This is a genomic window from Phaeodactylibacter luteus (assembly GCF_007993045.1).
In the GTDB taxonomy this organism is placed as follows: domain Bacteria; phylum Bacteroidota; class Bacteroidia; order Chitinophagales; family Saprospiraceae; genus Phaeodactylibacter; species Phaeodactylibacter luteus.
In genome coordinates, this window is record NZ_VOOR01000004.1 from 92552 (window position 1) to 106809 (window position 14258).

Annotated in this window: 13 protein-coding genes; 2 read left to right on the forward strand and 11 right to left on the reverse strand. The window is 51.7% G+C overall.

Annotated elements, in window-relative coordinates; all coding sequences use genetic code 11:
* Positions 1 to 6 precede the first annotated feature (6 nt).
* Both FRY97_RS02910 and FRY97_RS02915 read right to left on the reverse strand, forming a co-directional pair.
* Positions 7 to 2166 (reverse strand): hypothetical protein, encoded by a 2160-nt coding sequence (locus FRY97_RS02910; RefSeq protein ID WP_147165924.1) that lies wholly within the window; start codon positions 2164 to 2166, stop codon positions 7 to 9.
* Positions 2163 to 5597 (reverse strand): hypothetical protein, encoded by a 3435-nt coding sequence (locus FRY97_RS02915; protein ID WP_147165925.1) that lies wholly within the window; start codon positions 5595 to 5597, stop codon positions 2163 to 2165. The genes FRY97_RS02910 and FRY97_RS02915 overlap by 4 nt, the downstream gene beginning before the upstream one ends.
* 125 nt (positions 5598 to 5722) lie before the next feature.
* On the opposite strand from FRY97_RS02915, the gene FRY97_RS02920 reads away from it, so the two are divergent.
* Positions 5723 to 7162, forward strand: coding sequence for a sigma 54-interacting transcriptional regulator (locus tag FRY97_RS02920; RefSeq protein WP_147165926.1), 1440 nt, complete (start codon positions 5723 to 5725; stop codon positions 7160 to 7162).
* On the opposite strand, the gene FRY97_RS02925 is transcribed toward FRY97_RS02920, so the two are convergent.
* The 3 genes from FRY97_RS02925 to FRY97_RS02935 are packed head-to-tail and all read right to left on the reverse strand — an operon-like array spanning position 7153 to position 8645.
* Positions 7153 to 7497 carry a hypothetical protein gene (locus tag FRY97_RS02925; protein WP_147165927.1) on the reverse strand — a complete coding sequence of 115 codons (345 nt, stop codon included), beginning with the start codon at positions 7495 to 7497 and terminating at the stop codon, positions 7153 to 7155. The two genes, FRY97_RS02920 and FRY97_RS02925, sit on opposite strands and share 10 nt — an antisense overlap.
* The gene (locus FRY97_RS02930) at positions 7497 to 7988 is read right to left on the reverse strand and encodes a hypothetical protein (RefSeq protein WP_147165928.1); all 492 of its coding nucleotides are present in this window, start codon (positions 7986 to 7988) and stop codon (positions 7497 to 7499) included. The genes FRY97_RS02925 and FRY97_RS02930 overlap by 1 nt, the downstream gene beginning before the upstream one ends.
* Before the next feature lie 3 nt (positions 7989 to 7991).
* Positions 7992 to 8645, reverse strand: coding sequence for a hypothetical protein (locus FRY97_RS02935; RefSeq protein WP_147165929.1), 654 nt, complete (start codon positions 8643 to 8645; stop codon positions 7992 to 7994).
* 74 nt (positions 8646 to 8719) lie between these two features.
* Here FRY97_RS02935 and FRY97_RS02940 point away from each other — a divergent pair, with 74 nt between their 5' ends.
* Complete coding sequence (locus FRY97_RS02940; protein ID WP_147165930.1) at positions 8720 to 8923, forward strand: helix-turn-helix transcriptional regulator; 204 nt, start codon at positions 8720 to 8722, stop codon at positions 8921 to 8923.
* A gap of 329 nt (positions 8924 to 9252) precedes the next feature.
* Here FRY97_RS02940 and FRY97_RS02945 read toward each other — a convergent pair whose 3' ends face one another.
* The 6 genes from FRY97_RS02945 to FRY97_RS22275 all read right to left on the reverse strand — a co-directional run bounded on the left by FRY97_RS02945 (position 9253) and on the right by FRY97_RS22275 (position 14254).
* Positions 9253 to 9489 carry a hypothetical protein gene (locus tag FRY97_RS02945; protein WP_147165931.1) on the reverse strand — a complete coding sequence of 79 codons (237 nt, stop codon included), beginning with the start codon at positions 9487 to 9489 and terminating at the stop codon, positions 9253 to 9255.
* A 91-nt stretch (positions 9490 to 9580) separates the two neighbouring features.
* Positions 9581 to 9850, reverse strand: coding sequence for a hypothetical protein (locus FRY97_RS02950; RefSeq protein ID WP_147165932.1), 270 nt, complete (start codon positions 9848 to 9850; stop codon positions 9581 to 9583).
* A 637-nt stretch (positions 9851 to 10487) separates the two neighbouring features.
* Positions 10488 to 10952, reverse strand: coding sequence for an IS200/IS605 family transposase (gene tnpA, locus FRY97_RS02955; protein WP_147165933.1), 465 nt, complete (start codon positions 10950 to 10952; stop codon positions 10488 to 10490).
* A gap of 694 nt (positions 10953 to 11646) precedes the next feature.
* Complete coding sequence (locus tag FRY97_RS02960; RefSeq protein ID WP_147165934.1) at positions 11647 to 12234, reverse strand: response regulator transcription factor; 588 nt, start codon at positions 12232 to 12234, stop codon at positions 11647 to 11649.
* Positions 12235 to 12240: 6 nt separating this feature from the next.
* Complete coding sequence (locus FRY97_RS02965) at positions 12241 to 14025, reverse strand: sensor histidine kinase (protein ID WP_170254475.1); 1785 nt, start codon at positions 14023 to 14025, stop codon at positions 12241 to 12243.
* A gap of 28 nt (positions 14026 to 14053) precedes the next feature.
* Positions 14054 to 14254, reverse strand: a complete 201-nt coding sequence (locus FRY97_RS22275; protein ID WP_170254476.1) for a hypothetical protein — start codon at positions 14252 to 14254, stop codon at positions 14054 to 14056.
* Between the last annotated feature and the right edge of the window lie 4 nt (positions 14255 to 14258).

The window sequence follows — 14258 nt, forward strand, 5'->3', positions numbered from 1 at the left end:
TTGCCACTAATCAAAAGAGATTTGGCTCAAATCAGGGAGGGTACTGCTGTCTGGTTTTTCAGCCATCTTCGCGTATTCCCGAAGCAATTTAAACGGAAAGGGCAAAACCGTGGGAGCGTTGATGCGGACGAAGTTCACAGCCAGGGTTTCCAGCAGGAAGTCACTGAGCAAACGGCTATTGTTCACCGGCTTTAGCTTACGCACCACATTCCCGTTTGGAAACTGCCCCTTCGTCTCCTTCATCTGGGTATTAGCCCAGTAATACAGTGCCCCGCCTTCTTCGTAAGTATGCAAATCGACCAGTGCTTTTGAATAGCGGTCTGTCGCTTCTTTGCTTTTGAAAGGGTGCTTCAGCCAGTAGCCAAACGCCCGATGGAAAGCTTTGGCGTAGTCACTTTTTACCGGCGATTTACCGCGAATGCAACGCTTCAAATCCGTCAGTGCAACGGTTTGACCTGTTTGAACACCGGCAAGGTATTGCTGCAAGTCCGGCAGAGCGCTTTCACTTCCGTTATTGTTCAGGTACTGCGCAGTAAACGATTTCACGTCATCTGTCGGCACCTCAACGCCTTCGATCCCGATGCCGGCCATTATCTCTTTGTGGATGCCCTCCAGGTTGGGAAATGCCCGCCGGCCCGTTTGCTGAATGACATTGAGGTTGCCCCCATCATCAAGAATGACGCCTTCTATAGGCTGCCCTCCTCTGGGGTGCTTGTCAAAAATGGCGGTCAGCTTGGAATGAAAACCTTCCGTAAACAGGTCTCTGGTCAGGCTGCTGAATTTCATCTGCCCATCCGGATGGATGGATAGAAAGTGGAAAACAGGTTCCTGCTGATCTTCTTCTTCCTTCAGCACAAAGCTCCAGGTACCTGAGGCCTGAAGCCTTCCCCAGTCGAACACGGTCATTTGGCTTCGGGCAATATCGTATTTCAAGTGCAGCTCTGTGACGAGCTTGGCGATGAATGCTTTGCTATTTCCCGCTCCTTTAAACTCCTGCCGGGTAAATTGCTGGGTGGCACATTCCGGCGTGGCTTTAAATTGTTCATAGCGATCTTTATCTTCTTTATGCCGTTGGTAGTGCTCTATGTCGTTGTTCATGACAAAGTTGATTGCCCCGGGATCAGCATGCCGGGTCGACCGGGCAGACAGCCCGAAGTGTTCCCGCAAAGCAGCTTTGAACTGTTGCTCCGCTTTTGTATCAATGGTGTTATTGATCAACCTTACAGGCACATTCCGGAGCACATCGGTACGGTCGGCAGCCGATTTTTCAAAATGTACCGACTCCACAGCGGTTTCAGGCCTGCATACCTGCTGCACGTCAAAGTAGTCGCGAAATTTAGGGAGAAAAGCCTCAAAGTAGAGTTCGTTGAAAAGGGCGATTTTGGTGGTGCCGTACTTCTTTGGGTTGAGGGAAAAGAAATCGATCCGGTTCTTTTTCTTTTTGCCCTTTATCAGCCTTGCGCATTTCGGGCGGCGATTCACATAGCGGTCTTTTAGCGGGATGTCCCCATCGAGTACTTTGTTGTAGCGTTTGAACCGGTCGGTGGCGGGGTCAAACAGAAACTGTTCCTTGCTCCATAGTTTTTTCCGCTCTTTTTCACTGGGCCTGCAATATTTGTCCCGAGAGAGGTCCTCATGCCGGCTGAGGGAAGTGAATGTCCGGGTATGCAACTGTATGGTAAAGTCTGGTTTAACCTCAACTTCCATTGCGATCCTGCTTTGATCAGCCTTGTTGACAAAGTCACGGTCTGCAGAAGTGATGAACAGCTGCCCGGTGACGTTGTGGTAGCGGTATCGGTGGCGGTCGGAGTTGGGGGCTGCATTGAGGAAAAGCTGAAACAGCTTGTGTTTTCGTTTGATATTTTGAGGCTGTACAGGGTCTATCAGGCAATCAATGGTTTGTCCTGCTTCATTCAACCGGCCTAAATAGCCGCTCTTCGGCAGGTCATTTGTGCGGAAAAGCAGGAATGCTTCATTCTCCCACATAAAGCAAGCGGACTGCAGGACTCCTTGAAATGGATCTGGCAGAGCGTCCAGAAAATCTCCTATGACCCTGTAGGAGAGTCTGTGCTCCCCTCTGCGCCGCATGCGAAGAATGGTGAAATTCTTCATGATTTCCCGATAGTTGGGCGTGACGTTGAATGCATTGAAATACAAGTGGTTCATAGCTTCATAATTTTATCGTGGATAAATTGCAGGTGTTCTTCCAGCACAACTCCCCGGCTCAGGTCTAACAATCCCGGGACTTCAATGATGCCATCCTCTCCGGTTACCGGCTGATAATCCGGAGCGGGCGAGACGATATTGACAATGATTGCTGCTTTGCCACCAACCTCTTCCAGCTTTTTCCTTATTTTCTCTTTCTGTACCCGGGCATCCACCCGTGTGCCTGCACCCCAGTATTTAAAGTCCAGGTATATTCCATTATCTGTGACCGCATCGAAGCGCTCATAGTGCTCCGGAGGGAGCGGGCGGCAGGAGATGCCGTGTTTTTCCAACAGGTGCGCCCCAATCACTTCTCCCAATGCGCCCAGATAAATATTTTGGAAGGTAGGTGGGGACACCATGCGCTCATTGGGTTGGAACTCCATCGCGTATCCTTTCTGCTCGAATAGCATTTGGATCGTCCTGATCTTCATGAGCTCCGGAAGGCGGGCAGCATCTTCAGAGGCAGATTTTCCGGATTCCTGATTAAAGGAAATGGAAAGGTCGTTTTTGAAATCGCTGCGGGTCTGATAGTTGTACATCCTGAGCCGTTCACCCCCGGGATGAGCGATGTAGAACCGTATCAAACCATTCCCCGTGATCCGTTCTTTTGAAGCGGTGGGGTTTTTCAGTACGTATGTCCTCAAACCTTCCCAAAAAGCGATCTCGCTTTCTTGCCAGATACGCCTCCTAGCCAGCTTTCTTAGCAAAGTCGCTGTCTGAATAGAGGTGCTGACATTCTGATTGCGGATCTTCTCAGCCGGGTCAGCCGGATGGCCCTGTTGGTGCACCTGCGCGTGTTTTTGCAGTGCTTCAAACTCCCGTACCAGCAAATGCCCCTCCGCGCTGAATTGGTTGAGGTACCGTGCGAGATTCTGATCGTAAAGCAAATGCGTAACCGGTGGCTTTAGCCGGGTACGGGACAAGCGCCCTACCGCCTGAATGATCACCCGGCAATAATGAGCAACGACCGATTCGCTTTCCCGGACGGACCCGCTGTTGAGTACCGCATACTTATTCAGCTTACGCCCGAAGATATAGCGAACCCTTGCGCTTTTCTGTTCCTGGCTTATGGCACCCCCGGCCTCCAGATAAGCGACTTCAAAAAGGTAATGAATCAGGTCGGTATCACTGATGGCCTCCCCGCTTCTGAAATAGGATAAAAGGTGGGTAGGTTGTTCCAGGTAGATACCATCGTAGTCTTTTTTCCCATCTCCGTACTCCAAATCGTTGACGGCTACGACTTTCTGCCCGGGATGCGGCTCGTACTGAATATTTTGCCCCGCCCCCATAGTTTGATAGGTGGATACGACAAAAGCGTCATGCCCCTTTTTCAAGTGCTCGCAAATGCGCTCAAAGTTATGCTCAAACCCACTGCTGTCGACAATATAAAGTGTTGAGGACACTTCCTGCTTTGCCTCTTCCTCCGTCTCCTTCAGGTAGCATATCCGAATCTCTGTCAGTACACTTATGAGCACTTCTTCAGTGAAGTCATCGTTTTGCCCTTTACGGGGCAGCTTGTTGAGCAGGCAAAGAAAAGAATGACAATCCTCTTCCTGAATAAACCGGGCATAAGCCATCCCCAGCTTGATATAGCGGCTTGTAGCGTAGGCTTCCTCATCACCCGGCAGTTGATGGGCAAGTGTTTTATAAACCTCTTTACCTGCTCCGGGCAATAGCGCCTTAAGCGCAAGCGCCCGGTCCACAGGACAGCTTACCGCCTCTACGCTGATCTTATGGCGGCCGGCTTGAGCATAACGCTCCCGAAATGCCGATTCCAATGCAGTGACTTCATCAGGCCGCAGCGCATAGAAACGGTTTTGGAGGTGAGCACGCAGAAACGCCAGCGAATAGTTGGACAGAGGGGCATCGAATCCCGCCGTAGCTGAAATGCCGATCACTAAAGCCCGCTGACAAAGCCCCAGCATCCAGCGCTCAGGTGTAGTTAGGGTATCCGCAAAACGGAGCTTGGTGTTGGCATCATGCGCCTGACTGTTGAGCAGATCGAAGTAGCGAAAGCCTTGCCCCAAGGGCGATTCATCCATTAAATCTCCCCGGCTCAGCCCTGCGGAAAAAGTCCTCTGCGTAATGAAATCCTCAAAAAAACGGTGGGTGGGCACGTCGTTAATATCAAAAACCTCCAGGCAGGTACGGATGGCGTTACCAGACGACATGCGCTCCTCGGTTTCGGGCCGCTTACTATGAACGCTTTGGTATACCCTAGACAAATCCCCTATGAAATAGGCAAACATCCAAATGAAGCCTTTAAGCTTGTTGAGCAAAAACAAGAGATTCTCCTGCTCGGTCTCCGGAGGCTCCGGCTGCGTATGAATATAATTGGTGGCATCTGCCTGGTTGGGTTCGACTTTCAGGTAAGCCCGGTTGTCCCCCACAAAAGTATGATAACGATAGTCGTGGAACAGGAAGGCACGGTCCTGCGCTGTTGCCGACCGGAGCAGAAAATGATAATCAAAATGGAATCCGGAACGGATAGCCTCCGCTTCTGCCCTTAAGCGCTCAAACCTGTCCTGTAAATAATTCAATTCCTGTTCCGTAATCATCGGCCGTAAGCGGGATGTTGGCAAACTACGGGCATCCACCCCTCTGGCGATCCTGACGAACAGCCCCAAAATATCCTGAGTGTACCGTTCTGTGTGTTCTACGATCGCGTCCTGAATATGCTGTTTGCTGGCATCAAACTCATCGATAAAAACGACGCTGTTCTCTACAATCCCGGATGTCGCGATCTGTACGGCTGGCCCGATAATGGTATCCAACTGTGTATAGAACTTCCGGACTGTAGAAAAGAATACGCGCTTTTCGAAAACGGCAACAATCGGATAGAGCTCTTCCACCCACCTTAGATTCTTGTCCGAACGAAGTTCATTCAGGCGGCCCTTTGCCTCAGATTGTCCCTTGAGCTTAGGCTTCAGATAAGCCTTCAGCGCATTGCGGAATTGGCGTTCTGCTTCGCTCAGCTTTTCGTACAGATACCTCTTGAAATCCGGCGATGCATCCTTTGGGCACGCTTTATACTGTATGGCCCATTTCGTCATCTCGCTGGCATGGGGGATTTCCTTCGCGTGCTCTGGTAGCTCACCATTTTTTTGAATGTAGTCCGTGACCAGATCGACGTAGCTCTTTACCTGCAGGACATGCTGATCGAAGAGGTCTTTCCCCACGAGCGCCTTCAGGTCGTCAACGGGTAAGTTCTTTTTGAGGGTTGTCACAAACCAGATGTTTTGCCCGGGCCCGTCCGCTAATTGAATCTGCTCCTTCATGTATTGGAGTGCGTAGTACGTTTTTCCAAAGCCGGTCGGGAGCGTCAGAAGTAAAAGCCCATTGGGGTCATCGGCAGTGGCGTGGCGGCTGATTATATCCTTTAGCGTCATCTGGTATCATTGATTTATATCGATAAAGTAGAAAAAACAGTGCCAATTGCCATTTACATGTTTTTAATGTATTTTAAGCTTCTGGATATTCATTTTCTGATTTCAATATTCATTTTCTGAATAGCATGGTCCGAATTCTAATCTCTTGGATAGCTACTGGCAATGACTTCCTAAAAAGCGGAGGAGTTAACGAAGAGGGTACAACGATGAGCTTTCACCGGCACTTCTATGAGGACTACGACCGGCATATTTTGCTTTACAGTGCCAAAGAAAAGCAGGACACCCGTGTTATGCACCTGCTCAACGCCCTCAGGAAGCACTTTCCGAAGCACCGTGTTTATCCCCAATGGTACGCCCCCTTTGATGTGATTAGCCTGGAAGCCATTCAATCAAGGATAGAACCCTTGTTGCTTGAGCATGCCGATGACCAAATAGACCTTTTCATTTCCCCTGGCACTCCGGCTATGCAAACCGCGTGGGTGCTTGCCCATCTCACCCTGAATTTGAACACCCGCCTATTGCAGGTTAGACCCCAAAAATTTACTAAGGAACAAAAACAGCCTGAGCTGTTGGAAGTCCGCATAAAGCGGGACGCCCTTACGGCTAGCGCAGTGATCAGGGAACAACTTCAAACCAAAAGTGCCGGGAGTGCCCTTTCGGAGCGCTTTTGCATGACGGACACCCTTAGTAAAGTGTATGCCCATGCGAAGCGGATAGCTGCTGCCGCAAATACCACCGTCTTCATAACCGGCGAGAGCGGAACCGGTAAAGAACTGCTTGCCCGGTATATTCACCGGGAGTCTCCAAGGCGGGAAGGCCCGTTCCTCCCGATCAACTGTGCAGCCCTTAGTGATGAGCTGCTGGAATCCCGATTGTTTGGCTATAAGAAAGGAAGCTTTACCGGCGCAGAGGAGGACCGTAAAGGGCTCATTGAATCCGCGAGCGGCGGTACCGTTTTCCTGGATGAGATTGGCGATATTTCTCCTCATCTTCAACAATCGTTACTCCGGGTATTACAGGAAAAAGAGGTTACGCCAATTGGTGGGCACCCTAAACCTGTGGACGTCCGGTTTATCTCCGCTACTAACAAAGACCTTCGTGCCCTTTGCAAAGCAGGGGAATTCCGCTGGGACCTATACTACCGCTTAGTGGTTACAGACCTTAGCCTTCCCGAGCTTCAGGATTACCCCCTAAAGGAGAAAGCGCAGCTACTTCAGTTCCTTACTAAGGAAAAACAAGCACAATTCAGACGACCAACACCCCTGGAACTTACTAAGGAGATTCGTGACCTCATTATGGCCTATCCTTTCCTAGGCAATATCAGAGAGCTGGAAAACATACTGGAACGGCTATATGCCCTATGCCCTGACCGTACCCCTACTAAGGCAGATTTACCGAATTGGATTGTGAGCCCTGACCCTTCCTTTTCGTTAAAGCTGGAGGATGTTATTCAGGAGCATGTGCAACGTGTATTTGAAACACAGGCCGGCAATCAAAAGAAAACGGCTGAGGTACTTGGTATCTCTTATAATACGCTGAGGAAACGGCTTGGGCTTCAAAAATAACTAAGCACCTCTTCCGGCATCCCCTCAAGCCCATCCCGCAACACCCGCCGCAGCACCCCTTCAAACTCCGCTGCATTCGTCAGCACGGATCGGTTGAGCAGTACCTCCACTTCCAACACAGCCTCTTCTTTCTTAGTAAGGAGAGTTGGCTCCTCCTCAGTAGCGGTAAAGTCCACCGTAATATACAGCTTACGCAGCGGCGTATCCAGGCTTAGTAAATCCACCTCCTCATTGAGTTTATCTTCCAAGGCTGATAAGACCTCCATAGGTATAGCCCGATCCTCATCATGAGCAATGAGGCCAAAATAAAACTGCTTTGTAGTGACGTCTTCCATCAGGTATCGCGTTTATTTCCGGGTGGACGTATTAGCGGCGGCTTGCGGCGAAGGTTCTCCGGCAGCAGGGCGTAGCTGTAAATCTGGATTTTCTCGCGGCGGAGGCACTCTTGTAACGGGCCTTCGTACTCTATTAAGTAGTAAAGCCCCTGCTCCATATGCCAGCGGCCGTAGCGGCGAGCCTCACCTTTGCGGGTTACGCCGTATTTCCACACCTCGTCCTTGTGCAGAAAGATACGGTTTTTTCCCGGACAACTGTAGCAGGGGTACCAGCCATCCCGGGCAGCCCTTAGTACGTATTGTTCGGCGTTTTCGAGCTCTTCCAGTTCCCGGTTGAGTTTGGCTTGCCGTTCGGGAGATAAGCCCGGAATACCCTTAGTGATTTCGTAGGCGGCGTACAGGCTAAGTAAGGCGACCAAAATTACTAAGGCGGCTTTTGCCAGGTCAGGCGGCTTGGATTTAACAGGCGTTTGCCCTTTGTGAATAACCATGGGCTAAGGTTTAACTAAGGACTTTTTACGTTGAATCACCGCAAACAAATCCGAATACGCGTATATGACGAAAGCTATCAGGGCGGAAAGCGTGATCTTGACCGTTAAATCCGGCAGCTCACAGTAGTAAAGGATATTAATCCAGCACTGAATGAACGCCAACACGATCAACACGCTGCGTTTAGCCTGATGTACGGTGAGCATAAGGGCGGTGATTTCCGATACGCTACCGAACACGTAGCCCAGCCACAGCGTATCCTCGGCGCTTACCCGGTGTACGAGCTGCACGACGTGGTGGACCTGTATAGCAATGGCTCCAACGAGCGTACAAAACACGATGGCCTTCGAAGTTGCCCAGTGCGCTACGAACTGTATCCCCCGAATTAAACGGGGCGGCGTAGGCTGTACGGGCTCCAACGTTGCCGTTGCTGGGTTTAACGCTGTTGTGCCTCCTGTTAAACGCGCTATACAGCGTTCAACTTCGGCTTGCTTTTCGCCATTCGCTGTTTTTAGCCTATATTCGAGCAGGCGCAGGTATTCCTCCTCACTGATCGCTGATTGCGGTTGCCGGGGCGTTATACCAAGGCGCTGTAAAGCTTCCAGGCACCGCTGATGCGAGGAGTAAACGCCAGTCCAAATGTCGGAAGTCAAACACATAACGGTCGTTTTGGCACTACAAAAATAGTCGTTATTAGATAATAATTAAAATCGTTTGACGACTTTAACTGAGCATGGCAGAGGAAAAACTCAACCGGATCAAGGAAGTCCTGCGCGAACAGGGCCGTACGAACAAGTGGCTAGCTGCCCAATTGGGCAAGACTGAGGTCACGGTTTCCCGTTGGTGCCGTAATGTACAGCAGCCGGACCTGGAGACGCTGTACCGGATTGCGCGGACGCTGGGAGTGGGGGTTTGTACTTTATTGGTGGAGGAGTAAGTTAGGTAATAGATCGAATCACGTTTTCTATACGTTTGTCCGTAGAGTCACAAAAAACAAAAGTCGCCATTTCGCAGAGTCTGCTGTAAACTCTTGTCCCGTATTGCTCCTCGATTTCCTCTGGACCTAAATTTGACGGGAAGTGAGTTATCAAGCCGGAATTGCGATAGCCTACATATCGCTGATAGACTATTGTCTCAATGAGCGCTAACTTAGTACAAAAGCATCGCACAATAGGCGGTTCAATGCCAATGCCATCAATCAAAGCGGGTTGGGTGGAAAACCTGTACAAGCCTTCTCTACCATCTTTATCAACATCCAGCGCAATCTTATCCGCTGAATAGACCTTTAAATGCTCGGTCTTTATCCAGGTGCATGAGGACCCTACTTGCCACCTCCAGCATTAAAGTTCCACCTACGCCTGGTGGACCAAAGAAGAAGAGCCCTTTGTGCAATTGCCATTCATAAGAATGGTCACCTGCTAGGTAACCTACCAGATTTTGAAAAACGGATTTCATATTGTCATCGATACGTCCTTTCTCTCTAGTCGCTTGATTGAAAGCCATCCAATATAACTTTTTGACTTCCGAGTAATCATGTTGAACTTTCGGAAGATTCTTCGGACGCAGCTAATTGGCCAGTAGCAGGGGCTCTGTTTCATAGGTTTCGCCAATGCCCATCAAGGGGGACCACACCTTCCGCCAGCCAGGCTTCCATCATCTCCTCATTCCAGCCGCGCTCATCCCACAGGCGGTCCATCTCATCACTTGCCTGTTTGGCAAAATAGTGGGCTAGCAAACGCTGCACATCTTTGAGCTGTTCCTCGCTCAGCTCCATGCTGTAAAATTTGAGCAGCTCGAGCTGCAGATTGGTCAGTGGCTGGCCCAATAGCTTGGCTTTTGATTTTCTATGGTTGTCCCTGTCCATCTACACACTTTTTACAGCTGCCTGCAATCTATTTGGATGCCCCGTCAGCGGGTCGAGCTCCCAATGCTGCTCAGGCCGGTTGTAGGGTGAATTGAGGATAGGGTTTTCGAAAAAGTTAGCTGCTGTCATGATTGCTTCGCTCTTGCCGTACACCAATCATAGCGTACAATGCTAAATTTAAACAATAAAGTGGATTACCTGCCTTTCCTGCATTGTTTTTTTAGCGTTGTTCGTTCTTGCCCACACCAAAGCTTATCTCCCGAAAGCCCGCCTTCCCCTTTTCCGTCAGGCAAGGGCGCATCATCGGCAATGGGGCGTAAACCCAAGCGCTTATGTTTTCCGGGCTTTAGCCTGGCATCGGCCTAGCGCTGCGGAGGGGTGCAAGCCCGCAGGGCCGAGCGAAGAGCGAGCCCCGGAGCATAGCGGCACCTGCCGTGAGGCAGGGGCAGGCCCATCAGATACTGCCGTCCTTACAGGACTGTTTACTGCGCTTATTGCCTTTCCACAATCTGACGATTGCCGGAAAGAATCATCGTCCCTCCGGGACTTGGCTCTGAGATGGCTTATTCATTGAGTTCCGCAGGAACGGCATAATTTACGCACGTTCGTAAGAGCGTGCGTAAGCAAGAGCGTGCGATCAATCCTCAAAAAAGTCCGGCAAGTACTTTGCATCCGGCTCTATCTCATGCTTCTTAAGGATATCGAGATATTCCTTCCGGAAAGACTTCTTCGCATGATGCGCCTTTTGGTTCTTGATATAATAGCGCACCGCGTCTACATGCGTCCGGCTCACCGAAAAAGTGCCGCCACCGGTCTGCCAGCTGAATTTTTGGGGCAAAAAGCCTTGATCGTTGATCCACTTGGAGGAATTGGCTTTGACCTTTTGCACAAACGTCGCCGGGGCCATATCCGGCCGCAAGCGGGCTGCGATATGGATATGGTCGGGCATGCCATTGACTTGGAGCGGTGTCTGCCCAAGATTTTTGATGATGCCTACGATGTATTTGTACAGCTCTTCCTCAAAGGATGGCAATATCAATGCCTGCCGATACTTCACGGCGCTGACGTGGTGGATGTAAAGTTTGGAAAAGGAATTGGGCATAGTACTTTGGGTTTTGGGTTGAAATATAATTCCGTCCTTACAGGACTGATTTCTGCTTTTCTTTCTTTTCAACAATCTGACGATTGTCGGAAAGAGTTATCGTCCCTCCGGGACTTGGCTCTGGGATGGCTTATTTATTGAGTTCCGTAGGAACGGCATAAATTACGCACGTTCGTAAGAGCGTGCAAAAGTTCCGTAGGAACGGTATTTCATTCACACATTCGTAATAGCGTGTAAAATCTCGTAAGGCTAGGCATCTACTATATCGCTCAAATCCCCTCTTACAAGATAAAAATCTTTTCTGTTGAGCTAAAATTCAATTGTTCAGCACCGTCCGCCCCAGCGCTGTCGAGTGAAAACCAGATTGTCGTTTTTTTTTTGAGAGGGGGCCTGCCCCTGCCCAACGGGCAGGTGCCGCTATGCTACGGGGCTCGCTATCCGCTCGGCCCTGCGGGCCTGCCGCCCCTTCGCAGCGCTAGGCCGGTGCCAAGCTGAAGCCCGGAAAGCATGGCCGCCTGCGACATTTTGGCTCACGCCAGCTCTGTCGCCCGATACATCTGATCCCAGCTGCACGCCCTGCCCGGTTAAGAGCATGGGTAAGGGCCTCACTTCACCCCCACCGCTGCCCTAAACGACATCCCCTTCCCCGGCCAGAAAATGATAAAACGCTTTCTAGAAAACAAGAAGGGCCACATCAAGGCTGCCCCAAGAGCATGGCCATCAGCTCCGAACGGCTGTTCACGTCAAACTTGGCATAGAGGTTTTTCAAGTGGAACTTCACCGTATTGGGGCTGATGAAGAGCGCTTTGGCCGTAGCGGCGTTGCTCATCCCTTTGCGGAGGCAGCCCAATATCTCCTGCTCCCTGCTGCTCAGCCCTTCCAGCAATGGCACTGAAGGGGCAGGAGGACGGTGCAGCCTGCTCCAGGTGATCTGTAGGGTAGAGATCAACTGCTCAGGGGTGAATGGCTTTACGATATAACCCGCAGGGGCTACTTCCTGCACCTCCTGTAGCGTCGCCTGATCGGCATAGGAAGTGATGAAAATGTAAGGGATAGCATGCCGGGCCTGCAAGTGCCGGGCGAGGTCAATGCCTGTCGCGCCCTCACCGAGGTGGATATCGAGCAGGATGAGGTTGGGCCGGGCAGCCTCCACAAGCGAAAGGGCCTGGCCCGCCCGATGAGCAATGCCCGCCACAGCAAGCTGTTGCTGCCGGCAGATGTCCGCAATATCCTCAGCAATGAGGGGGTCGTCTTCCACAATGAGTATCAACGGTGTTTCCATAGCTCCCTAAGCTTTGTTGTTGTGCAGCGGTATGGAGAGGCAGGCCTGAACCCCCGGGCCCTCCCCGTAAGACAGCTCCGCCTCGAGCTTGCGCACAAAGGTTTGCACCAGCCGGCTGCCAAAACCCTGCCGTGGCGCAGCGGGCAGGCCTACGCCATCGTCCCGCACTTCAATTTTCAATGCGCCACCGTCCTGCCTAGCCAATACCTGTATGCGGCCTGCGCCCTGTGGGAAAGCATATTTGAAGGCATTCGTCAGCAATTCGTTCAAAATGAGGCCGATGGGCACCATCAGGCCCACATCGAGGCGGAGGTCTTCTACCTCTTCCTCCAGCGTTATGCCCGGCTTGCCGTAAGAGCGCCGCAGGTTGTCGCACAAGTGGCTGAGGTAGCCCTTTAAAGACACCTCGCTCAGGTTCGCTTCCTGGTAAAGGTGCTGATGAATGATAGACATGGACTGTACCCGGTGCTCCCCTTCGCTGAGGGCCGCCAAGGCAGAGGGCTCCTGCACATGACGGGACTGCAGCCGCAGCAAGCTCGATACCACCTGCAGGTTGTTCTTCACCCGGTGGTGTACTTCTTTGATCAGGTACTCTTTTTCCTGGAGCATCTTGGAAATGGTGTCGTTCTTAGCCTCAAGGGAGCGGGTGTACTTTTTGCGTTTGCGCAGGTAGAACAGTACAAACGCCATGCTGATGAGCAGCAGAGCAGATAAGGCCGCCAAGATGATCTGCCTGCGCTGTGCGACGGCTTCATTTTTTTGCAGCAGAGCAATGGTCTTTTCTTTCTCGGCCATCTCATACCGGGCTAAGGCGTCCATCAGGTTGCGGTCTTTCTCTACGCTGCGCAAGCTGTCGCGCAGCTCGAAGTAGGCCAGCGCTTGTCCGTAGGCCGGGGCATACTCCCCCAATTGGGCAGAAGCGGTGTGGAGGTCGCTGAGGGCATCCATCCGGTTTTCGGTGAAACCGTTTTGCTGGGCGATCGTGAAGCTCTTCAGGAGCGCGCTCCGGCTTTGGGCGGGCTTGCCCTCCGCCAAGAGGGCTTTGCCCAGGCCATGATAGGCAAAATAGCGCAGCCGTTCATTGAGCAGGCTTTCTTTTTCCAATAGGCTTTGGAAAACCTGCCGCGCTTGGCCCACCTCCCCCAGCTCCACTAGGATGTTCCCATAATTGGCTTGCCTCAGGAGCCGGTCCTCCCCTTCCGGGGTGATGGCCAATGCTTCTTCCAGCAGGGCCCTGCTGCGCTGCAGCTCCCCCAATCGGTAGTAGACATTGCTCAGGTTGTTGAGCGCTATGGACTGCCTGCGGAGGTCCCCGCCTTGCTTAGCAATATCCAAGCTCCGTTGAAAGTAAGCAAGGGCTAGGCTGTCCCGCTCCAATGCTTCCAGCACTGCGCCGATGGAGTTGTACAAAGAGCCCCTCCGAGCGAGGTTCTCTTCCCCCTCAAAATAGGGCTCCGCTTCCATCAGGGCGCTCAGGGCTGCTTCGTACTGCCCCATGGGCAAGTAGCTGTTGGCTTCATAAAATTTTGCCTTGCCGTATTCCAGGGGGAGGCCCGCCTTTAGAGCGAAAGCCCCATACTGCCTGGTGTAGCCCAAAGCTTTTTCGGGGCTGTTGTATATGGTCATCCTGCGCAGCTGATTGTACCACTGCATGCGCATAGCGTCGTCTTTGCTGCTTGCAATAAGCTGCAGCAGGCTGTCTTCTGCAACAGCGAGCGCTGCCTCCGGCTGCGGGAAGGCAGGAGGGGCTAAAAACAAACAACAGATGGCTATGAGACAGTTAGTCCGCATGATTGGTCCGCATTTGCCGGAAGGCCAGCTAAGGCTCAGGGCTGTCCTCTCCCGGCTTTTCTTCTTTTCCAAGATAAGGTTTTTGAGGGAAACCAGGGGCGCGCCCTTCCTCAGATGAAAGTAGTGCATCTATAGCTTGCATAGCCGCAATAAGCTGTGCGGTGACAAGCTGATGCCGTTCTTCCGGGCGGAGCTCCTCGGGTGTCTGGCCAGATGGTGGCTTGGGCATGTGG

Coding starts and splice junctions, on each gene's coding strand:
- FRY97_RS02945 (WP_147165931.1), bottom strand. CDS start 9,489: ATGGCTTTCAATCAAGCGACTAGAGAGAAAGGACGTATCGATGACAAT.
- FRY97_RS02915 (WP_147165925.1), bottom strand. CDS start 5,597: ATGACGCTAAAGGATATAATCAGCCGCCACGCCACTGCCGATGACCCC.
- FRY97_RS02940 (WP_147165930.1), top strand. CDS start 8,720: ATGGCAGAGGAAAAACTCAACCGGATCAAGGAAGTCCTGCGCGAACAG.
- FRY97_RS02960 (WP_147165934.1), bottom strand. CDS start 12,234: ATGGAAACACCGTTGATACTCATTGTGGAAGACGACCCCCTCATTGCT.
- FRY97_RS02950 (WP_147165932.1), bottom strand. CDS start 9,850: ATGGACAGGGACAACCATAGAAAATCAAAAGCCAAGCTATTGGGCCAG.
- FRY97_RS02935 (WP_147165929.1), bottom strand. CDS start 8,645: ATGTGTTTGACTTCCGACATTTGGACTGGCGTTTACTCCTCGCATCAG.
- FRY97_RS02920 (WP_147165926.1), top strand. CDS start 5,723: ATGGTCCGAATTCTAATCTCTTGGATAGCTACTGGCAATGACTTCCTA.
- tnpA (WP_147165933.1), bottom strand. CDS start 10,952: ATGCCCAATTCCTTTTCCAAACTTTACATCCACCACGTCAGCGCCGTG.
- FRY97_RS02925 (WP_147165927.1), bottom strand. CDS start 7,497: ATGGAAGACGTCACTACAAAGCAGTTTTATTTTGGCCTCATTGCTCAT.
- FRY97_RS22275 (WP_170254476.1), bottom strand. CDS start 14,254: ATGCCCAAGCCACCATCTGGCCAGACACCCGAGGAGCTCCGCCCGGAA.
- FRY97_RS02965 (WP_170254475.1), bottom strand. CDS start 14,025: ATGCGGACTAACTGTCTCATAGCCATCTGTTGTTTGTTTTTAGCCCCT.
- FRY97_RS02930 (WP_147165928.1), bottom strand. CDS start 7,988: ATGGTTATTCACAAAGGGCAAACGCCTGTTAAATCCAAGCCGCCTGAC.
- FRY97_RS02910 (WP_147165924.1), bottom strand. CDS start 2,166: ATGAACCACTTGTATTTCAATGCATTCAACGTCACGCCCAACTATCGG.